Genomic DNA, 20,068 nt, shown 5'->3' on the forward strand with positions numbered 1-20,068 from the left:
GCACGGGCCGAACCGACCGTGCTCTCGTACGGGTCGTCGCGGCCGTCTCCACGACGACTCACCAGGGCGCCGGGCCCTCGTCGTCGGTGAAGGTGCCGGTCGGACCGTCGGCGCCGATGGTGGCCATCCGGACGGCGGCCACCGCGCCTTCTCCGGGAGTTCGGTGGCCGCGGTGGCCGTTCAGGTCGGTGGCCACGTAACCGGGGCAGACCGCGTTGACCTTGATGCCGTCGGACAGCAGGTCACGGGCGTACTGCAGGGTCAGGGCCGTGAGCGCGGTCTTCGACGTGACGTACCCGGCGGAGATCGGGATCGGCGAGCCCTCGGTGCGCACCACGTCAGCGTTGATGCCCAGTGAGCCCACGGAACTGGACACGTTGACGATCCGCGGAGAGGCCGATCGGCGCAGCAGCGGAAGCATCGCGTTGGTGACGGCGATCACCCCGAAGTAGTTGGTCTCGAAGATGGCGCGCAGTACGTCGAGATCCGCCGTGCTGGGGCGCTGGTCGTCCGGGTCGCTGCCCGGAGGACCGCTGATGGCGGCGTTGTTGACCAGCGTGTCGAGCCTGCCGTAGCGGGCCTCGATCTCGGTGGCGGCCGCGGCAGCCGAGACCGGGTCCGTCAGGTCGAGCACGACCGAAGCCGCATCGACGCCGCTCTCGCGCAGCTCCGTGGCGGCCTTCCGGCCGAGCTCGGCATTGCGGGCACCGATCACGACGATGTGACCCAGGGCGCCCAGCTGGGCGGCGATCTGACGGCCGATGCCTTTGTTCGCGCCGGTCACCAGAGTGATCATGGTTTTGTTCATGGATCCAGCACAACACCGCACCGACCACGCCGGCCAACACCTGTCGCGTCTCGAACGATACCCTGCGGGTATGAATGTGCCGGAGACGCGGGAGCTCACCTACTTCGTCGCCGTCGCCGAGGAACTGCACTTCGGGCGCGCCGCACAGCGCTTGGGCATGGCGCAGCCGCCGTTGTCCCGCGCCATCGCCCAGTTGGAGCGGCGTATGGGCGTGCGGCTGCTGGAACGCACCACTCGGGCCGTGCGCCTCACCACCGCCGGCCAGGTCTTCCTGACGGAAAGCCGCAAAGCGCTGGACGCGGTCTCGGCATCGGTCCGGCGCGCGCAACGGGCGGGACGGCCCGATCCGAAGCTCACGTTGGCGATGAAGCCCAACGGGGACGGAGGGCTGCTGGAGTCGATCCTGCGGCGCTACCGCCTCGATTCCGATGCCGTCGACATCGAGGTGATCGTCTGCGGCATCGGGGAGCAGGCTCCGATGCTGCGCGACGGCAGGGCCGATGTCGCGTTCCTGACCGCGCCCTACGACGACGTCTCGGGATTCGACACCGAACGGCTCGTGGCCCAGGACCAGGTGGCCATGCTCCCCCGGGCCCATCGTCTCGCCGGCCGCGCCGCCTTGAACCTCGCCGATCTGGCCGGAGAGCGGCTCCCCCGATGGCCCGGTGACGACGCGGACGCCACCGATGACGGTCTTCCTCCGGTGCGTGACATCTCGCAGCTGATGCAGCTGGTGGCTCTGGGGCAGCTGGTCGCTGTCCTGCCCGAGTCGGTGCGCCGGCATGCCTGGCCCGACGTGGTGTGCGTGCCGCTGCTCGATGCGCCGCCCACCGCGGTGGTGGTGGCCTGGCCGGAGCGGACGACATCACGGGCGGTGGCCGCGCTGATCCGCGCCAGCGCGGAGGCGGCGGAGGCGGCGGAGGCTTCAGCGGCGGGCACACTGCCGCTACCAGGATGAGCACCGCGGCCAGGACCCCCTGATCTGGGCTCCCCAGCGTGCGGAGCGCACGTCGTATCAGTGCTTGGCCGTGGGCCGCTCCATGGGCGCTCGCCGGAGGATTGCCAGCTCGAAGGGGGTCAGCGGCGGCGCGTCCAGAACCGGCCGGCGCGGCCCTCGGGCGGCCGCCACCAGGACACGCAACCGGAACAGTTCACCAGCGCGCTTCCTCATGGTCATGACGTCCGTCAGGCTTTTCACCACGACGGCGCTGTCGGTCGCCGTGTAAGTGAGACGGGCAACGTAGCGTGCACCGATGCGGTCGACGATGTTCGGCTTCGCGCCGATCGAGTTCGGGTAGAAGCGATCCTGACCGACCGCCAGCAACCAGGCGTCCGCCGCCGGCCGCGCTATCCGTCGCTGGGCCTGCATTCCGAACCGCGAAGAGGGTACGGGCGTCGATTCGGCAACCGTTCGAAGAGCGAGAGCACCCAGTGCCGAAGCGGACATACCGTGCCCGTACACAGGGTTGAGGCTGGTCGCGGCGTCGCCCAGGACGACGAACCCGGCCGGGAGCCGGGCCCGGTCGTAGAAGCGGCGTCGGTTGGCCGTGCGGCCGTAGACCGCGATGTCGCTGATGGGCTCCGCACGAGCGAGCGCTTCGGCCACGAGGGGATGACGCGCCTCTCGCGCGAAGTCCTCGAACTGCTCTTCCTGAGCTGTGGGCTCACCCCCACGGGTCCCCGACAGGCTCACATGCCAGCGGCCGCCCCCGACGGAAATGATCGACGCCACTCGGCCGGGCTCGCCCCCTCGCGGGTCGGCCTGGATATGGATCACGGGCCAGTTCTCGTCGGCCCCTGCCGGAGCCTTGTAGAGACGGCTCGCGTAGCGGACGCCGGCATCCACCGTGATCTCCCGAACGCGAGGTCCGCCGATTTCCGCGAGCCAGGTAGGAGCCTTCGATCCCCGGCCGGTGGCATCGACCACAAGATCCGCCCGGACGGTCTCCGGCTCGTGATCCTCGTTGCGCACGCGCACCCCACCGACCCTCGCCGCGTTCCCCAGCAGGCCGATGACCTTCACGCCGCACCGTACGCGCACCGTCGGCAGGGCGAGCACACGCCTGCGCACGACCAGGTCGAACTCCTGACGCAGGGCGCCGATCAAGTAGTGCGTGGGCTCCCAGCTCCGCCGGAACCAGCCGGCCGGCGCGTAGCTGACCATCCCCGTGGGGACAGGAATGCGGCGCGCTCCCCCGTCGAGGCATTCCTGAATCACGCCCGGAAGCAACTGCTCCATGGCATCGGCCCCACCGGCCCACAGCATGTGGGCGTGATCGCCGTGGGGAAGCCTGGGCCGCGCCTTCGGTTCGTCGGGCAGTACGTCGTGATCGAGGATCAACACCTCATCCACATGGGACGCCAGCGCGGCGGCGGCGAGGGTACCGGACAGTCCACCGCCGAGCACGACGGCGCGGGTGGCATGAGAGGGGCGGGGCTGAGTCATCGGGGGCTGCTCTCTGCGACGACGGCGTGACGGCGAAAGCGCTGGACGACGTCGGACGACAGCGCGACGGACATGCGGACAAGGCCGGTGGGGGTGTGGGCGGAGGTGAGGGATTCGGTGTGATCGTTCATGTGCTCTTCCGGGTCGGTCGCAGCCGCCTGATGGTGTCTCCACACGGACACGGCGTGGGCCAGCGCGGCGGCGTCCGCGGTGGCGGCCGCCTCTTCGTCGGATCGGGACGACTCCGATGCGGCGACCAGAGCTTGCGAACGGACACGTGCGTCGATGTGCGGGCTCACGGTCAGGATGCCGTCGTGGATGTCGGCCTCGACCTGGACCAGCCGTATCGCGATGGGCGTGCGCATCGAGGGGCCGATGCTCATGCTGTGCTCGGAGGCGTCGCGCAGCTCCCGCCACAGGGGCCGCAGTTGATAGTAGCGACGCCACGGGGTCCAGAAGTACATGAAGCGTTGGGACAGGAGCGGCAGGATGAACCCCGCCCCGATGAGGAGTGCGGAGAAGGAGGCGAACGAAGCGGCGTAGGTGACGCTGAGGACGTCCCAGTTCCGGCCGCTCCAGTGGGCCCCTATGGCAGCGAACTTCAGTGCGTCGTACGCCAAGTTGAGCCCGTATCCGCCGACGATCAGCAGCAGGCCGGCCCGGAGTTCGCCGTGGACCTCTCGCGCCCAACGCCGGCACAGGATCGTCATCGTGATGGCCGCGGTGGTGTGCGCGACCAGATAGAGCAAGATCATTTCACGGATGTACGGGGTCGAGGCGTAGTACGTGTCCAGGTCCCGCAACCGCTCGACGCTCGCATCGCCGAGAAGGAACAGAGCATTGATCGCAACGATGACCACGGCGGTGGCGACGTAGCAGCGCCTGGACCAGCGCGCAGCCTTCTCGGCGTCCTCCGGTCCGCTGCTCCACCGGATGATGAGGCTGATGTTGGCGCCGGAGAACACGGTGAGGAGGCTGTAGACCAGTGGAGCCGCCGCGTTCGGGACGCCCGTCAGCCGGTTGAAGGCCGCGATGGACGGTACCGCGCAGCACCAGAACACCGCGGTGGAGACCACGAGCAACACCCATACGGATCGCAGGAGCTGATCGCGCGGGTTTCGGATCAACGCGGGCAGCTTGGCGCATGCCACCAGGAACAGAAGCGCCCCGGGTATGTAGAAGCTCAGGCCGCTGGGAGTGGTCACGACCGCTCACCGACCGAAGGACGAATCCGAGGTGCGGGACGCCGCTCCGGACGGCCGGATACGGCCACGGCCCTGCGGGGCGTTCGGCCGTGGAAGGGCCTGGGGACATTCATGTTGCTTCTTCCTGATTACGCAGCCACGGTGTGGCGGGCAAGGAGGCTGTACGGGCGTGCGACGCGGGCGATGCCCGGTGAGCCGGCCCCTAAGATCGGCGCGCCCAGGCCCCCTCGAGGGCGAGCCACCGCACCGAGGCCGGCCACTACGGTCCGCGCCGCGGCCAGGGTGAACCCGACCCCCGCGAGGGACGGCGAGCCGGACACGGCCCGGACCATGGGATCCCGCCACCGGCGAACCGGAACGGTCCCCTTGAGCGGGAACGTGCCCAGGAGAACCGCCGCAGGTATGGAGGAGTCGGAGCCCTCCATCAATCCCCCGACGCGCCGAGAGCGGATTGAATGCGCCTGGCAGTCCCGTTCAGGACCCGGGCAGTCGGGTCATGTTCCACATAGCGACGCAGCTCACTGCCGAGGCGGCGGCCGAAGGCCTCTGCCTCGGCCTCGTCACCGGGCACGGTGTGAGTCCGAGCGGCGACGCCGAGAACGGCCTGGCCGAGGTCCGCGGTATTCGGCTCGTCACGCAGAAGCCGGGTGGTCACTTGCGCCCCCATCACATGACTGCCGCAGTGCCCCCGCATCATGTGCCAGATCTCGTGCCCCAGGATGACCAGCGAGTGCAGCGGGCTCGTGTTCTTGACCACGACGATCACGTCATCCGTCTCACGATCCAGCCACAGGCCCGAGACGCTGCCGAACTCTCGCGGAAAGTCCCTCCGAAGGATACGAACGGGCCGCCCCCGCCGTACCGAGAGGTACGCGGCGATCCGCTCGAATAACTGCTCCGTATCCGAAGGCGCCGGTTCGCCCAGCCCCTTGGCGAGTTCCGTACACAGCGAGACCATCTCGTTTTCCAAACGCTGCTGCGCGCGCCGGCTCCTAGCGTTCCCCACCCGTGGCTCCTTGGCTCCGCGCGGTTCGGCGCGATCTCGGACATGCTCGCGATGTCGTGGTGGCAACCGTCACGATCATGCCTCTTCGTCGACGATGGAGGCGAGTAGCTCCTCCAGGACCTCGCGCTTCACCCGAGACGAAGAACCCCGGAAGGAAACGGCTCGCACCCGGTTTCCGTCGGCCCGCCGAAGCAGTGCTTCCTGCCTGTCCCGATCCGCCTGCAACTTCTCGTTGGCCTGCTGAAGCGCGGCCATGTGTACGTCCTGCAACTCGGCCACCCTCTCACCGAGGGCGCGATCGAGTGCCTGCGAGGGGGTCGCGGTCAGAAAGCCTCGGGGCACGCCGAAAAAGTCCTCGATCCTGGCCGCATGCTCGAGGCTCGGCTTCTTCCCGCCGTTCAGGAGCTGACCACTCCACTGAGGCGTCAGGCCGGCCCCATCCCCGATCTCCTTCTGGGAGTACGGCTTTCCGTCCGGACGAGGTCGGTGACTCCGCAGGAATTCAAGGCGCTGGTGAACCTGCCTGTGCAGATCCAACACCGGCATCTCTCGTCCGTGCAGCCCCATGGTGACCACCGAAAGCGGCAACCCGGTACTCAAGGCAAGAGGCTCCGGGTCGAGGGCTACGGACCAGTCGAGGTCGGCCTTCTCGATGAGGTCGTGAAGGCGCGCCAGGCTTTTCAGGTGAGGGCTGGCCTCGTCCGTCACGATCGCTCCCGGCAGTCGGTTCTCGGTCTTGTCGGTCTGGTCGCTGGAGGGTAGCGCCTGGCGTGTACGGCCACTGAATCAGACCAACGATCGTTTCACAACTGTCGCCACCATGCGGACCCTTCGGTGCCCGAGACGAGCGAGGCCGACACGGGAGGGCCTCGACACCAGCGCCAACACCGCTCCCCCACAGCGGACTTCTCGACTCAGCCCGACCACGCGCACCGGCGCGGAGAGCCGCGCCGCGACCGGTTGACGAAACGATCGTTGAACTGGTGCGAGTCGATCGTTTCAACGATACGTTCCGCGAGGTGAAGGGCAGGCCGCGTCCAGGTAGAGGTCGTCGCTGTACGCGTGGACGAAGTCGCCGTAGCCGCGCTCGATGGTGCCCACCCGGCGGCCCACGCGTTCACCTGCGGCAACGCGCCTTGCTCAGATCACCCACAGCGGTCGATCATTCACACATGAGACCCGAAGTCCAGGCGTTCGTCGCCGACGGCAAACTCCCCGACCGGGACTCCGACGACCAGGAGGAACTCGAGCGCCGATGCGATCGACTCGAAGCCATCTCCGCGCCCGTCACAGCCGATGAGGCGCATGCCTTGGCTGCCTGTTTCGGCCCCGACGACTGCTACGGCGTGGCCTGGTCGCTCCTGCACCTGATCGAGACCGGCCCGGGGCCCCTGCCGCCCGTGCCGCCACCGGAAGCCCACGCCACCGAATGGCATCACACGCTCTGGAGCCGCTGGGGAGACGAGGACCTCGCATGAGGACTTGACGCGCCAGACCCCAGAGATGTCCGTGCGGCCCCCTTCGCCGGGGTGAGCCCGCGGCCGGCTCTTCGACGAGCCGGCGTCGGTTCTTCGGCAGCCTTCCGCGACCCTTCAGGCCGGGAAGGCCCTGGCGAAGGCCTCGCGGGTGGTGGGGTCGCGGTCGAGGATGCCGAACACGACCCGCTCGAAGACCCCGGCGAACCGGTCCGCCAGCAGGCCCCGGAAGGCTTCGGCGACCTGCTCCGGGTCGTTCCGGAACACCCCGCAGCCCCACGCACCCAGCACCAGCCGCCGGTATCCGTGCAGCGCCGCCACCTCCAGCACCAGCTCGGCGCGCCGGGCCAGCGCCGCCGGGATCTCGGCGGTCCGCTCCGGCTCCTGCCGGCGGATCGTGCCCGCGTTCGGCGCCGGGGAGGTGAGGAAGCCGACCCGGAAGGGGGTCTCCAGCAGCCCGCCGCGATCGTCGCGGAAAACCGGGACCCCGGGGGAGTGAATCACCCGGTCGGTGTAGAACGTGCTGCGTTCCGCGCGGTGGATCTCGTAGTACTCCGGGGCCTCGAGCAGGGTCTCGTACAGGGCCGAGGCGCGGCACAGCGCCTCCTCCTGGGCCTTGGCCCCGCGGACGTAGCCGCCCCCGGGATTACGGGCCGAGGCGAAGTTCAGGACCGCGACGGGCGACGGGTCCGGCCGGTCCGGGGTGGGGGTGGCGAGCCTGCGGGCGGCGACCGTGCTGCTCTCCCCGGTGACCTCGACGACGGTCGCGCCGCCGCCGGAGGCAATCGTTTCATCTGGAATGACTCGGTTTGGTCCATATATCCTGGTTCCGGCCTTGGCTTCCGCCAGGGCGGCGGCCAGGGAAACCTGCCGTCCCGTCCGCGTCCGGTACCCACCGGCCGCCAGGATCTCCGCGTTCTCCCGCGCGATCTCGCGCAATCTGCTGCTCACGCCGCCATCCTCCGCACCGCGATTCCCGGCGGCAAAGGAATTTGTGCCCCGAGGAGGGGTAGGCACGGGTGATGTCACGACCGACGACAGGAGACGAGGACCCGGTATGTCCCAGGACCCGACCGCTCCCCCACCCACGTCCGGCCCGCCCCCCGTGCCCTCGATCAGCGAGACGCAGGCCGAGGACCTGATCCACGGCATCTGTTTCAAGACCGGCCCGCCCCGCCTCCTCGGCGCCGAGCTCGAATGGCTGGTCCTGGACGCCGAGCGCCCCGACCGGCCTGTGCCGCCCGAGCGGCTACGGGCCGCCCACACCGCGGCCCGGGCACTTCCCCTGCACTCCCGGGTGACCGTCGAACCCGGCGGGCAGCTCGAACTCAGCTCGGCCCCCGCCACCTCCCTCACGGGCTGCGTCGACGACCTGCAGGACGACCTCACCGCCGTACGCGCCGCCCTGCTGACCCAGGGCCTGGTCCTGCGCGGCCTCGGCCGCGATCCCCGCCTCCCGTACCGCCGGCTGCTGAACAGCCCGCGCTACGACGCGATGGAGGCCTACTTCGACCGGACCGGACCGGCCGGGCGCGCCATGATGTGCGCCTCCGCCTCCGTGCAGGTCTGTGTGGACGCCGGGTACGAGGAGCCGGGCGTGCTCGGCCACGGCCGGCGCTGGCGCCTCGCGCACCTGCTGGGCGCGGTCCTGGTGGCCGCCTTCGCCAACTCCCCCGCGCACGAGGGCCCGTACGCCGGTTGGCGCTGTGCGCGCCAGGGGATCTGGAGCGACCTGGACACCCGGCGCGCGCTCGCCCCACCGCTGGACGCGGAACCCCGCGGCGGCTGGACCCGGCAGGCCCTGGACACCGAGGTGATGTGCGTACGGTCCTACGAGGGCGACGGCTCGTGGGAGGCTCCGCCCGGTACGACCTTCCGCGACTGGCTGCGCACGGGAGGGCACTCCGGGCTGCGCGCGCCCACCGCCGAGGACCTGGACTACCACCTGACCACGCTCTTCCCGCCGGTCCGGCCCCGTGGTCACCTGGAGCTGCGGATGATCGACGCACAGTCCGGCGACGACGGCTGGCTGGTGCCGGTGGCCGTCGTGCACGCGCTGTTCGACGATCCGGAGGCCACCGAGACCGCATACCGGGTGGCCAAGGCCCTGGCCGACTCCTACGGCACCCGGCCGGCGCCCCGCAATCCGCTCTGGCGGTCGGCGGCCCGGCACGGTCTCGCCGATCCGGAACTGCGGGCGTCCGCGAAGGCCTGTTTCCGGGCGGTCGCGGAGGCGCTGCCCCGGCTCGGCGCGAGCACACACGTCCGCGACACGGTCGGTGCCTTCACCGAACGCTACGTACTGCGCGGCCGATGTCCGGCCGACGACGCGTCCACGCAGGTGCTCACCGGAAAAGAGGTCCGCCGATGACCACCGGATCACCCTCCGCCCGCGAGTCCACGCCCGAGTCCGCTCCCGACTCCGCCTCCCGACTGCGGGAGCGGGCGGCCGCCGCCCTGACCGCGGCACGCATACGCACCGCCGGCCTCACCGACGCCGTGACCGACGCGGACCTCGTCGCCCAGCACTCCCCGCTCATGTCACCGCTGGTCTGGGACCTGGCGCACATCGGGAACCAGGAGGAGCTCTGGCTGCTCCAGCGCGTCGCCGGCCGCGCGTCGATGCGCCCCGAGATCGAGCCCCTCTACGACGCCTTCCAGCACCCCCGCGCCGAACGGCCCAAGCTGCCGCTGCTGGGGCCCGTCGAGGCCCGCCGCTACGCGTCCGAGGTACGCGGCCGGGTCTTCGACCTGTTGGAGAAGACGCCGCTGGAGGGCAGCACGCTCCTCGACGACGGCTTCGCCTTCGGGATGATCGCCCAGCACGAGCAGCAGCACGACGAGACCATGCTGATCACCCACCAGCTACGGCGGGGCGCTCCCGTGCTGACCGCCCCGGATCCGGACGGCCCCTACGATCCTCCGCTCGCGGCGGAAGTCCTGGTCCCCGGGGGGCCGTTCACCATGGGCACCAGCGCCGAGCCCTGGTCGTTGGACAACGAACGTCCGTCGCACGTGCGGGACACCGCGCCCTTCTGGATCGACACCGTGCCGGTGACCAACGCCGCGTACCTGGCGTTCATCGCCGACGGCGGCTACCGCGATCCGCGCTGGTGGGCGGCCGCGGGTTGGGAGCAGATCCGTGAGCACTCCATCGAGGCGCCGCTGTTCTGGCACCAGGAGGCCGGCCAGTGGCTGCGCCGCCGCTTCGGGGTGATCGAGCCGGTGCCGGACGAGGAACCGGTCCTGCACGTCAGCTGGTACGAGGCGGACGCCTACGCCCGCTGGGCGGGACGGCGGCTGCCCACCGAGACGGAATGGGAGAAGGCCGCCCGGCACGACCCGGCGACCGGACGCTCCACCCGCTACCCGTGGGGCGACGCCGACCCGACGCCCGCACACGCCAACCTCGGACAGCGGCACCTGCGCCCGGCGCGCGTCGGCAGCTACCCGGCCGGGGCCTCCCCGCTCGGGGTGCGCCAGCTGATCGGCGACGTGTGGGAGTGGACCTCCTCCGACTTCCTGCCCTACCCGGGCTTCCGGGCCTTCCCGTACCGGGAGTACTCGGAGGTGTTCTTCGGCCCGGAGCACAAGGTGCTGCGCGGCGGCTCCTTCGCCGTGGACCCGGTGGCCTGCCGGGGCACCTTCCGCAACTGGGACCTTCCGGTGCGACGGCAGATCTTCGCCGGCTTCCGGACCGCGAGGGACGTCTGATGTGCCGTCATCTCGCTTACCTGGGCCCGGCGGTGGCACTCGGGGAGCTGCTGAGCGAGCCGGGACACTCACTGGTGCGCCAGTCCTGGGAGCCGCTCCGCCAACGGTCCGGGACGGTCAACGCCGACGGCTTCGGCATCGGCTGGTACGCGGACGGCGACCCGGTGCCCGCCCGCTACCGGCGCTCCGGGCCCATCTGGGGCGACCTGACCTTCACCGATCTCGCCCGGGTGGTCCGCAGCGGGGCCGTGCTGGCCGCCGTACGCGACGCCACGGATCCCGGGGCCGACGGGGAGGCGGCGGCCGCCCCGTTCGCGGACGGGCCGTGGCTGTTCAGCCACAACGGCGCGGTGCGCGGCTGGCCGGAGTCCGCCGCCCCGCTCGCCGCCGGGCTGCCGCCGGCGGCGCTGCTCCGGCTGGCCGCGCGCACGGACTCGGCGCTGGTCTGGGCGCTGGTCCTGCACCGACTGCGGGCCGGGGACGACCTGGGCACGGCGCTCGCCGAGCCGGTCCGGGAGCTGGCCTCGGCCGCTCCCGGCTCCCGGTTGAACCTGCTGCTCACGGACGGCGTCTCGATCGCCGCGACGGCCTGGGGCGATTCGCTCTGGTACCTGGCCGACGCGGAGCGGCGGCGCACCGTGGTGGCCTCCGAGCCGTACGACGACGACACCCGGTGGCGCGAAGTGCCCGACCGGACCCTCCTGACCGCCACCCGCACCAGGGTCGAACTGACCCCGCTCAAGGAGAACTCCCTGTGAACGACTTTCGGTTGACCCGGACACTCGACGAGCACGCCGCGGAGTCGGCCTTGCGTACGGATGTCCTGCACGGGCTGACGCAGACGCCGAAGGTGCTGCCTCCCAAGTGGTTCTACGACGCGCGGGGCAGTGAGCTCTTCGAGGAGATCACCCGCTTGTCCGAGTACTACCCGACGCGCGCGGAGCGGGAGATCCTGCTGGAGCGGGCGCGGGAGATCGCCGGCGAGAGCGGCGCCCGCACCCTGGTGGAGCTGGGTTCCGGGTCCTCGGAGAAGACCCGGCACCTCATCGAGGCGATGCCCGCGCTGGACACGTACGTGCCGGTGGACGTGAGCGAGAGCGCGCTGCGGGGGGCGGCCGAGACGCTGCTTGCGGAGCACCCGGGGTTGCGGGTGCACGCCCTGCTGGCCGACTTCACGCGCGCGCTGCGGTTGCCGGACTCCCCCGGGCCCCGGCTGGTGGTGTTCCTGGGCGGCACGATCGGGAATCTGCTGCCGCCGGAGCGGGCGGTGTTCCTGGCGTCGGTCCGGGCGATGCTGTCGCCCGGGGACGCGCTGCTGATGGGGACGGACCTGGTGAAGGACGAGGCCGTGCTGGTGGCGGCGTACGACGACGCGCGGGGGGTGACCGCCGAGTTCAACAAGAACGTGCTGGCGGTCGTCAACCGGGAACTGGGGGCGGACTTCCACACGGCCGACTTCGCGCACGTGGCGGTGTGGAACAAGGAGCAGGAATGGATCGAGATGCGGCTGCGGGCCCGCTCGGACCTGGTGGTGAAGATCAGGGCGCTGGATCTGGTGGTGCCGTTCGCGGCGGGCGAGGAGATCCTGACGGAGGTCTCAGCGAAGTTCCGTCAGGAGGGCGTGCGCAAGGAGCTGGCCGCGGCCGGGCTGGAGCTGACCCAGTGGTGGACGGACGCGGGGGGCCGGTTCGCGCTGTCCCTGTCGGTCGCCGACGGCCTGCCCGGCTGAGTGGGAATGCCCGGTAGCGGGTTCGGGGTGATGACCGCGGCTGTGATCGCGGATCCGGCGACCGCCCGCTGAGCCGCCGCCGCGAGGTCCCGCCGGTGCGCGTACCGGCCCGGCGGGATCCGCGGCAGCAGCCTGACCTCGGCCCGCACCCCGCGGGCCCGGGCGATCCGCCACAGCGAGGCGGTCAGCGGGTCGTCCCCGACGAAGGCGGGCGCCCCGGCCGGCTGCCCGTCGCACCGCAGATACGTGAGGCGCAGGGGCTGTACGGGGACCCGCGCGTCCAGGGCCGCCTGGAAGGCGGCCCGGCGGAAGGTGCCCTGGGCGCGCCCGCACCAGGTGGAGCCCTCGGGGAAGACGGTGACCCGGTCCCCGGCCAGCAGGGCTCCGGTGAGGGTCCCCACGGTGGCGGGCAGGGCGCGGATCCGGTCGCGCTCGATGAACAGGGTGCCGGCCTGTCCGGCGAGGCGCCCGAGCACCGGCCAGGCCCGGATGTCGCTCTTGGCGAGCATCCGGCAGGGCAGGACGGCGGCCACCAGGGGGATGTCCAGCCAGGAGATGTGGTTGGCGACCAGGAGCCGGCCGCCGCCCGGCCCCGGGCTGCCGTGGACGGTGATCCGTATCCCGAAGGCCCGTACGAGCGCGGCCGACCAGGCCCGTACCACCGTGTGCCGGGGGCCGGCCGGCAGCAGCCGGACCGGCGGGGCGCCCAGGATCCCCAGCAGGATCAGCGCGACGGCGGCGCCGAGTCTGAGCACCGCCCGGGGCACGCTCGCGGTGTCCCCCTCGTGGCCGGCGCAGGCCTCGGGGGTGCACGGCGAGGTGGGCAGCCAGACGCTCATGCGCCCGGGACGAGCGAGCGGAAGTGCTTCAGGTAGCGCGGGTTGGTCCGGCGCAGGGAGAGCAGCACGTACAGGTCGGCGCAGCCGAACTCGGCGTCGAGGGCGGGCTCTCCGCACACCCAGGCGCCGAGGCGGAGGTAGCCGCGCAGCAGCGGGGGCAGCTCCATGCGGTCGGGGAAGGTGATGCCCTCGGGGCTCCAGGGGAGGTGGGGGGTGACCCGGTACTCCTCGGGGGCGAGGCTGCGGGTCAGGGCGGTCTCCCGGGTGGCGGCGGCCAGGACCCCGCCGTCGGCGAGCGGGATCGAGCAGCAGCCGGCGAGCCAGTTGTGTCCGGTGCGGTCCATGTAGTGGGCGAGGCCGGCCCAGATGAGGGCGATGACGGCGCCGTTGCGGTGGTCGGGGTGGACGCAGGAGCGGCCCACCTCGACGAGGTCGGGGCGGATGGGGGCGAGGGCCGAGAGGTCGAACTCCCCCTCGGAGTAGAGGCGGCCGGCGATGGCGGCGCGCTCCGGGGGCAGCAGCCGGTAGGTGCCGACGACCTGCTCGGTCTCCTCGTCGATGACGAGGAGGTGGTCGCAGTACGCGTCGAAGGCGTCGGCGTCGAGGCCGGGCTCGGGCCCGTCCAGGCGGGCGCCGAGCTCGCCGGCGAAGACCTGGTGGCGCAGGCGCTGGGCGGCGCGCACCTCGTCCTCGTCACGGGCGAGGCGGACGGCGTAGCGCGGTCCTTCGGACGGCGCGGCGGGCGCCGCGACGTGGGCCCTGACGGGGGTGAGGCGGGCGGCCGGCACGGGCGTCGTCGCGGTCGCGGGGGCCGGCGCCGAGGCGGGGAGGGGGGACGGGGACAGGGGTGCGATGGTCATGGCGGCTCCTGATCCGGGCACGGAGGGCCAGGCCCGCAGGTGCGTGGCCTGGCTCCTTTACTTCTTCCGTGACCGGCTGGATTCGACATGACCGCTCAGCGGCCCTCGGATGTGCGGACGCTGAACTCGGCGGTGCCCCCGTTTCGGCGGCGGCTCCGCTCCGGCTCAGGGGCGGCTCAGCGGTCGGAGCTGAGCACCTTGCCGATCTCCCCGGAGGCGGCCTTGGCGGCCTGCTTGGGGTCCCGGCCCGTGAGCACGGCGGTCATGAAGGGCTTGATCGGGTTCTTCGCCTCGACCTCGGCCCAGCGGGCGGAGGTCGGGGTGGCCCGGCCCTGGGCGGCGCCGGGAGCCATGTTGGCCGCGCCCTCGTTCCCGTCGACGACATGGGCGAGGGTGGTCTTGTTGGGCACGTAGCTCATCGTGCGGGCGAGTTCGGTCTGCCACTTCTCGCTGACGAGGGCCGTGATCACGTCCACGGCACCCTTCCGCTGTCCGGTCCGCGCCGGGATGATCAGGTCGGAGCCTCCGGTGAAGACGGCACCCGCCTTGTCGGAGGTCTTGCCGGGGATCGGGAAGAAGCCGAGCTTGCCCTTCAGGGCCGGGTTGGCGGCCTCGATCTCGGCGGCCTGGCCGGGCGGGGCGATGATCTGGGCGACCTGGCCGCGAGCGAAGACCTGGGACTGCGGAGGCGTCTCCTCGTCGGCGTCCTTGGGCCCGTCGCCGAGGGCCTGGAGCTGCTTGTAGAAGTCCATGCCGGCCAGGGCCTTGTCGTCGTCGAGGGCGCCGACCCATTTGCCGTTGGTCTCGACGGCGAGTTCGCCGCCCTCGTCCCAGATGAAGCCGGCGAGGACGTACCAGTTCTGGCCCGCGAGGTAGATGCCCTGCTGGTCGCCCTTGTCGAGCTTCTGGGTGGCCTGGATCCACTCCTGGCGGTTCTTGGGCGGGGTCTTGATCCCGGCGGTCGCGAAGAGGTCCTTGTGGTAGATGACCACCCGGTTGGCCGCGTACCAGGGAACTCCGTACTGGGCGCCGTTGATGGTTCCCGGTTCGGCGAGGCCCTTGAGCCAGTCCTTGCTGCCCCATTCGCGCAGGCCTTCGAGGGTGAGCTCCTCCAGGCCGCCGGTCTCGATGTACGTGGCGACCTGGGTGTTGCCGACCTCGATGACGTCGGCGCTCTCCTTGCTCGTGCCGTCGAGGACGGCGTTGACCTTGTCGCCGATGCCCGTCCACTCCTGGATCCTGACGTCCAGGTCGATGCCCGGGTGTTCCGTCTCGAACGCCGCGGTGAATTTACCGATGAAGTCCTCCGAGGCGCTGCCCTTCATCAGCCAGAGCGTCACCTTCCGCGACCCGTCGGCCGGGTCGGCCGACTGGCCGCAGCCCGTGAGGGCGGTCGCGGCCGCGAGGGCTGTGCACACGGCGATGAATCGCGTCTTCAAGAGGGCCACCTTCTGGGCTCGGACTCAGATGGCTCGAAATTGGCATAGACCAATAGGCCGGTCAAGGGCCTTTCGCTCGGGACTGTTCGCTCAAAGTTCGCGCACCCGGACTTACTGGGGCACCGTAGAACCAGGCAAAAGCCACCCACTGTCGGGAGACTCCATGTCCAATCACACGTACCGGGTGACCGAGATCGTCGGCACCTCCCACGAGGGCATCGATCAGGCCATCCGCAACGGGATCGCCCGGGCGGGCCAGACCGTACGGAATCTGGACTGGTTCGAGGTGGTTCAGGTACGCGGCCACATCGAGAACGGGGAGATCGCCCACTACCAGGTGGGGCTCAAGGTCGGCTTCCGTCTCGACGGCGAGGACTGAGCCCCGGCGGCGGGCTCGCCCCCGGGGGTCTCCGGGGGCGAGCCCGCCGCCGGACCCCCAGGACCCGCCGGATCCGCCGAACCTCCGGATCCCCCGGCTCCGGGTCGGTCCCCCGATCAGGTCCTGCCGTCGACCTCCTGGGCCGACTCCAGCTCCGGCGCGTCCGCCGCCCAGTCGGCGAGCACCACCCGGAATCCGGCGGCGCGCGCGGCCTGACAGACGAGCTCGTCGTCGTCGACGAGCATCCGCACCTCCCGGCCCCCGGGAGATCCGCCGCAGCACCTCCAGCTTGGTGGTGCGGGCCGGCCGTCGGTCCTGGTTGCCGCGCATGAACAACCGCCCCGCGGGCAGATCGTGGCGGGCCAGCCAGTCGAGCGTGTCCGCGCGGCACCGCTCGGGCCGCCCGGTCAGGTACACCACCTCGCAGTCGGCCGAGCTCTCCACCGCCAGCGCCACCCCGCGCACGAGCGGCGGATCGGCCGGGGCGGCGGCGAAGAACCCGCTCCAGTCCCGGGGCCGGCCCTCCAGGAAGTGCTGACGGTGGTCGGTGTCCGCCAGGGTGTTGTCGAGGTCGAAGACGGCCAACGGCCGCGTGGTGTGCTCACTCATGCCGCCAGCGTAGGAGAGCCGTCCGGGGAATCCTCACGGCCGCCGGGCGTTGAGTCCTGTGTGATCCGAAAACTCTCGATACTCGACCGGTCGCGCACCCGCCAGGGCCACCCGGCCCCGCAGGCCCTGCGCGACACCGTGGAACTGGCCCGGACGGCCGAGGACCTCGGCTACCACCGGTTCTGGGTCTCGGAGCACCACAGCGTGCCCGGTGTCGCGGGCTCGGCTCCGACGGTGCTGGCCGCCGCCGTCGCCGGAGCCACGCACCGGATCCGGGTCGGCACCGGCGGGGTCATGCTGCCCAACCACCAGCCGATGGTGGTCGCCGAGCAGTTCGGGGTCCTGGAGTCGCTGTTCCCCGGCCGGATCGACATGGGCCTCGGCCGTTCGGTCGGCTTCACGGGCGGCATCCGGCGGGCGTTGGGCCGTGACACCGGGGACGCCGACCGCTTCGAGGAGCAGCTGGCCGAACTGCTGGGCTGGCTCGACGGCACCCAGCGGGCCCACCCCGAGGTGCACGCCCACCCCGCCGAAGGGCTGCGGATCCCGACCTTCGTCCTGGCCACCGGCGAGGGCGCCGGGATCGCCGCCCGGGCCGGGCTGCCGCTGGTGGTGGGCGACCTGCGGGCCCGCGACCGGGTGAGCGGGATCGTCGATGCGTACCGCAAGGAGTTCCGGCCCTCCGCCGGGGGCAGCGAGCCGTACGTCGTGGTCTCCGGGACCGTGGCGGTCGCCGCCACCCCGGAGGAGGCCCGCCGCATCCTGGTCCCGGAGGCCTGGGCCCTGGCGCACTCCCGCACCCGCGGCAGCTTCCCGCCGCTGCGCCCGGCCGAGGAGATCGAGGCGCTGCGGATGACCCCGAAGGAGCGCGAGCTCTACGAGGGCGCCCTGGCCGGCCACATCCACGGCACGGAGGACCAGGTGGCGGCCGAGCTGGCCGAGGTCGCGGAACGGACCGGCGCGGACGAACTGCTGGTCACCACCTCCACGTACGACCGCGCGGCGCTCCTGGACTCAGCCGCGCGGCTCGCCCGGATCGCGGGCCTCTGAAGGCGAGCCTTCGAACCGAGCCGTCAGGACGAGCCTTTAAAATAGGACGAATGCACCAGGCCGCCGGTACCCCCACCCCTCCCCCCATGCCCCTCGACGCCTACGTACGGGTCCGGGGCGCCCGGGAGCACAATCTGCGCGGCGTCGACGTGGACATCCCGCGCGACGCGCTGACCGTGTTCACCGGGGTCTCCGGCTCCGGGAAGAGCTCGCTCGCCTTCGGCACGCTCTACGCCGAGGCCCAGCGCCGGTACTTCGAGTCCGTGGCCCCGTACGCCCGGCGGCTGATCCATCAGATCGGCGCGCCGAAGGTGGACTCCGTCACCGGGTTGCCGCCGGCCGTCTCGCTGGAGCAACGGCGCTCCTCCCCCGGCTCGCGCTCCTCGTTCGGCACGGTGACCCTGCTGTCCAACTCCCTGCGGATGCTGTACTCCCGGGCCGGAACCTATCCGCCGGGTGCGCAGCGGCTCGACTCCGACTCCTTCTCGCCCAACACCGCCGCCGGGGCCTGCCCTTCCTGCCACGGACTCGGCCGGATCCACCGCACGAGCGAGGAACTCCTGGTCCCCGACCCGGGGCTGTCGATCCGTCAGGGTGCCATCGCCGCCTGGCCGGGCGCCTGGCAGGGCAAGAACCTCCGGGACATCCTGGACACGCTCGGCCACGACGTGGACCGACCTTGGCGGGAGCTGCCCGCGAAGGACCGCGAGTGGATCCTGTTCACCGAGGAACAGCCGGTGGTGACCGTGCACCCGGTGCGGGAGGCCGAGCGGATCCAACGGCCCTACCAGGGGACGTACATGAGCGCCCACCGCTATGTCATGCGGACCTTCGCCGACAGCAAGAGCGCCACCCTGCGGGCCCGCGCCGAGAAGTTCCTCGCCGACTCGCCGTGCCCGGTGTGCGAGGGGCGGCGGCTGCGTCCGGAGGCCCTCGCCGTGACCTTCGCCGGGCGGACCATCGCGGAGCTGGCGGCGCTGGCGCTGACCGACCTGGACGCCGTACTGGCCTCCGCACCCGCCTCCGACCCGTCGGCCGGGGAGGCGGCCCGGGTACTGGCCGCGGACCTGCGCTCCCGGATCGGGCCGGTCACGGAGCTGGGGCTCGGCTATCTGAGCCTGGACCGGACCGCGCCGACCCTGTCCGCGGGCGAGTTGCAGCGGCTGCGGCTGGCCACGCAGCTGCGATCGGGCCTCTTCGGGGTCGTGTACGTCCTGGACGAGCCGTCGGCGGGGCTGCACCCGGCCGACACCGAGGCGCTGCTGGGCGTACTGGACCGGCTGAAGGCGGCCGGGAACACGGTCTTCGTCGTGGAACACCATCTCGATGTGGTGCGGCACGCGGACTGGCTGGTGGACGTGGGCCCGCTGGCCGGGGAGCACGGCGGGCAGGTGCTGCACAGCGGTCCGCCGCGGGACCTGGCCGGGGTGGCGGGATCGGCGACGGCCCGGCACCTGTTCGCGGCGCGAGAGCCGGCCGCCGCGCCGCGGCAGGTGCGCCCGGCGACCGGGGCGATCCGACTGACGGGGGTGGACCGGCACAACCTGCGCGAGCTGGAGGCGGAGTTCCCGCTCGGGGTGTTCACGGCCGTGACCGGGGTGTCGGGGTCGGGCAAGTCCACGCTGGTGGGGCAGGTGCTGGCGCGGGAGGTCGGCGAACGGCTCGCCGAGGCGGACTTCCCCGTGCGGCGGCTGGTCGAGGTGGACCAGAAGCCGATCGGCCGGACGCCTCGGTCCAACCTGGCCACGTACACCGGACTGTTCGACGTGGTGCGCAAGCTGTTCACGGCGTCCGCGGAGGCGCGGGCCCGCGGCTGGAAGGCCGGCAGGTTCTCCTTCAACGTGCCGGGCGGCCGGTGCGAGACCTGTCAGGGCGAGGGCTTCGTCTCGGTGGAGCTGATGTTCCTGCCGAGTACGTACGCCCCGTGCCCCGAGTGCGCGGGGGCCCGGTACAACGCCGAGACCCTGGAGGTCCGGTACGAGGGCCTGAACATCGCGGAGGTGCTGGGCCTGACGGTGGAGTCGGCGGCGGCGTTCTTCGCGGAGGTGCCGGCGGCGGCCCGCAGCCTGCGGGCACTGGAGCAGATCGGGCTGGGCTACCTGCGGCTGGGGCAGCCGGCCACCGAGCTGTCGGGCGGCGAGGCACAGCGGATCAAACTGGCGACGGAGCTCCAGCGGCTGCGCCGGGACCACACCCTGTACCTGCTGGACGAGCCGACGACCGGGCTGCATCCGGCCGATGTCCGGGTGCTGCTGCGGCAGTTGCACGGGCTGGTGGACGCCGGGCACTCGGTGGTGGTCGTGGAGCACGACATGGAGGTGGTCGCGGGCGCGGACTGGGTCATCGACCTGGGCCCGGGCGGCGGCACGGCGGGCGGCCGGGTGGTCGCCGCGGGTACGCCGTCACAGGTGGCGTCGGCGACGGGCAGCCGTACGGCCCCGTACCTGGCGCGGGCCCTCGGGGCCGGTCACATGGGGTGACCACGGGCGTCGCCGACGCCGGCCGGTGT

General features: G+C 71.7%; 18 protein-coding genes and 1 pseudogene. 9 read left to right on the plus strand and 10 right to left on the minus strand.

Annotation, left to right across the window (positions count from 1 at the left end; all coding sequences use genetic code 11):
* Positions 1–58: 58 nt before the first annotated feature.
* Entirely contained in the window at positions 59–808 is a 750-nt protein-coding gene (locus ACGFYY_RS04930; protein ID WP_393707127.1) for an SDR family oxidoreductase, read from the minus strand.
* Between the two features lie 70 nt (positions 809–878).
* Between ACGFYY_RS04930 and ACGFYY_RS04935 the strand changes: the two genes are divergently transcribed.
* Positions 879–1,766 carry a LysR family transcriptional regulator gene (locus ACGFYY_RS04935; protein ID WP_393707128.1) on the plus strand — a complete coding sequence of 296 codons (888 nt, stop codon included), beginning with the start codon at positions 879–881 and terminating at the stop codon, positions 1,764–1,766.
* A gap of 57 nt (positions 1,767–1,823) precedes the next feature.
* Here ACGFYY_RS04935 and ACGFYY_RS04940 read toward each other — a convergent pair whose 3' ends face one another.
* The 4 genes from ACGFYY_RS04940 to ACGFYY_RS04955 form a co-directional block, all read right to left on the minus strand.
* Positions 1,824–3,254, minus strand: coding sequence for a pyridine nucleotide-disulfide oxidoreductase (locus tag ACGFYY_RS04940; protein WP_393707129.1), 1,431 nt, complete (start codon positions 3,252–3,254; stop codon positions 1,824–1,826).
* Positions 3,251–4,459, minus strand: coding sequence for an MAB_1171c family putative transporter (locus ACGFYY_RS04945; RefSeq protein WP_393707130.1), 1,209 nt, complete (start codon positions 4,457–4,459; stop codon positions 3,251–3,253). The genes ACGFYY_RS04940 and ACGFYY_RS04945 overlap by 4 nt, the downstream gene beginning before the upstream one ends.
* Before the next feature lie 424 nt (positions 4,460–4,883).
* Positions 4,884–5,465, minus strand: a complete 582-nt coding sequence (locus ACGFYY_RS04950; protein WP_393707131.1) for a toxin-antitoxin system, toxin component — start codon at positions 5,463–5,465, stop codon at positions 4,884–4,886.
* A 75-nt stretch (positions 5,466–5,540) separates the two neighbouring features.
* Positions 5,541–6,173 carry a helix-turn-helix domain-containing protein gene (locus tag ACGFYY_RS04955; RefSeq protein ID WP_393707132.1) on the minus strand — a complete coding sequence of 211 codons (633 nt, stop codon included), beginning with the start codon at positions 6,171–6,173 and terminating at the stop codon, positions 5,541–5,543.
* A gap of 464 nt (positions 6,174–6,637) precedes the next feature.
* Here ACGFYY_RS04955 and ACGFYY_RS04960 point away from each other — a divergent pair, with 464 nt between their 5' ends.
* Positions 6,638–6,943 (plus strand): hypothetical protein, encoded by a 306-nt coding sequence (locus ACGFYY_RS04960; protein ID WP_393707133.1) that lies wholly within the window; start codon positions 6,638–6,640, stop codon positions 6,941–6,943.
* A 114-nt stretch (positions 6,944–7,057) separates the two neighbouring features.
* On the opposite strand, the gene ACGFYY_RS04965 is transcribed toward ACGFYY_RS04960, so the two are convergent.
* Positions 7,058–7,891: a TIGR02452 family protein gene (locus tag ACGFYY_RS04965; protein ID WP_393707134.1), complete on the minus strand. Its 834-nt coding sequence runs from the start codon at positions 7,889–7,891 to the stop codon at positions 7,058–7,060.
* Positions 7,892–7,997: 106 nt separating this feature from the next.
* On the opposite strand from ACGFYY_RS04965, the gene egtA reads away from it, so the two are divergent.
* Genes egtA through egtD form a run of 4 tightly spaced genes read left to right on the plus strand, consistent with a single transcriptional unit; the run spans position 7,998 to position 12,383 of the window.
* Complete coding sequence (egtA, locus tag ACGFYY_RS04970) at positions 7,998–9,311, plus strand: ergothioneine biosynthesis glutamate--cysteine ligase EgtA (RefSeq protein WP_393707135.1); 1,314 nt, start codon at positions 7,998–8,000, stop codon at positions 9,309–9,311.
* Positions 9,308–10,654 (plus strand): ergothioneine biosynthesis protein EgtB, encoded by a 1,347-nt coding sequence (gene egtB / locus ACGFYY_RS04975; protein WP_393707136.1) that lies wholly within the window; start codon positions 9,308–9,310, stop codon positions 10,652–10,654. Before egtA ends, egtB begins: the two co-directional genes overlap by 4 nt.
* Entirely contained in the window at positions 10,654–11,412 is a 759-nt protein-coding gene (gene egtC / locus ACGFYY_RS04980) for an ergothioneine biosynthesis protein EgtC (protein WP_393707137.1), read from the plus strand. The genes egtB and egtC overlap by 1 nt, the downstream gene beginning before the upstream one ends.
* Positions 11,409–12,383 (plus strand): L-histidine N(alpha)-methyltransferase, encoded by a 975-nt coding sequence (gene egtD / locus ACGFYY_RS04985; protein WP_365281589.1) that lies wholly within the window; start codon positions 11,409–11,411, stop codon positions 12,381–12,383. The genes egtC and egtD overlap by 4 nt, the downstream gene beginning before the upstream one ends.
* Here the strand turns inward: egtD and ACGFYY_RS04990 are convergent.
* The 3 genes from ACGFYY_RS04990 to ACGFYY_RS05000 form a co-directional block, all read right to left on the minus strand.
* A complete protein-coding gene (locus ACGFYY_RS04990) occupies positions 12,266–13,222 on the minus strand; it encodes a lysophospholipid acyltransferase family protein (RefSeq protein WP_393707138.1) in 957 nt (318 codons plus the stop codon). The two genes, egtD and ACGFYY_RS04990, sit on opposite strands and share 118 nt — an antisense overlap.
* The gene (locus ACGFYY_RS04995) at positions 13,219–14,082 is read right to left on the minus strand and encodes a GNAT family N-acetyltransferase (RefSeq protein ID WP_393707139.1); all 864 of its coding nucleotides are present in this window, start codon (positions 14,080–14,082) and stop codon (positions 13,219–13,221) included. The genes ACGFYY_RS04990 and ACGFYY_RS04995 overlap by 4 nt, the downstream gene beginning before the upstream one ends.
* A 176-nt stretch (positions 14,083–14,258) precedes the next feature.
* Complete coding sequence (locus tag ACGFYY_RS05000; protein WP_393707140.1) at positions 14,259–15,521, minus strand: extracellular solute-binding protein; 1,263 nt, start codon at positions 15,519–15,521, stop codon at positions 14,259–14,261.
* Between the two features lie 163 nt (positions 15,522–15,684).
* Between ACGFYY_RS05000 and ACGFYY_RS05005 the strand changes: the two genes are divergently transcribed.
* Positions 15,685–15,900: a dodecin gene (locus tag ACGFYY_RS05005; RefSeq protein WP_030012846.1), complete on the plus strand. Its 216-nt coding sequence runs from the start codon at positions 15,685–15,687 to the stop codon at positions 15,898–15,900.
* 116 nt (positions 15,901–16,016) lie between these two features.
* Here the strand turns inward: ACGFYY_RS05005 and ACGFYY_RS05010 are convergent.
* Positions 16,017–16,509, minus strand: a pseudogene (locus ACGFYY_RS05010) (hypothetical protein).
* 60 nt (positions 16,510–16,569) lie between these two features.
* On the opposite strand from ACGFYY_RS05010, the gene ACGFYY_RS05015 reads away from it, so the two are divergent.
* Positions 16,570–17,559 carry an LLM class flavin-dependent oxidoreductase gene (locus ACGFYY_RS05015; protein ID WP_393707141.1) on the plus strand — a complete coding sequence of 330 codons (990 nt, stop codon included), beginning with the start codon at positions 16,570–16,572 and terminating at the stop codon, positions 17,557–17,559.
* Positions 17,560–17,609: 50 nt separating this feature from the next.
* Positions 17,610–20,039, plus strand: a complete 2,430-nt coding sequence (locus ACGFYY_RS05020; RefSeq protein ID WP_393707142.1) for an ABC transporter — start codon at positions 17,610–17,612, stop codon at positions 20,037–20,039.
* The last annotated feature ends 29 nt before the right edge of the window (positions 20,040–20,068 follow it).

The sequence above is a fragment of the Streptomyces sp. NPDC048331 genome, assembly GCF_043201215.1.
Taxonomy (GTDB): Bacteria; Actinomycetota; Actinomycetes; order Streptomycetales; family Streptomycetaceae; genus Streptomyces.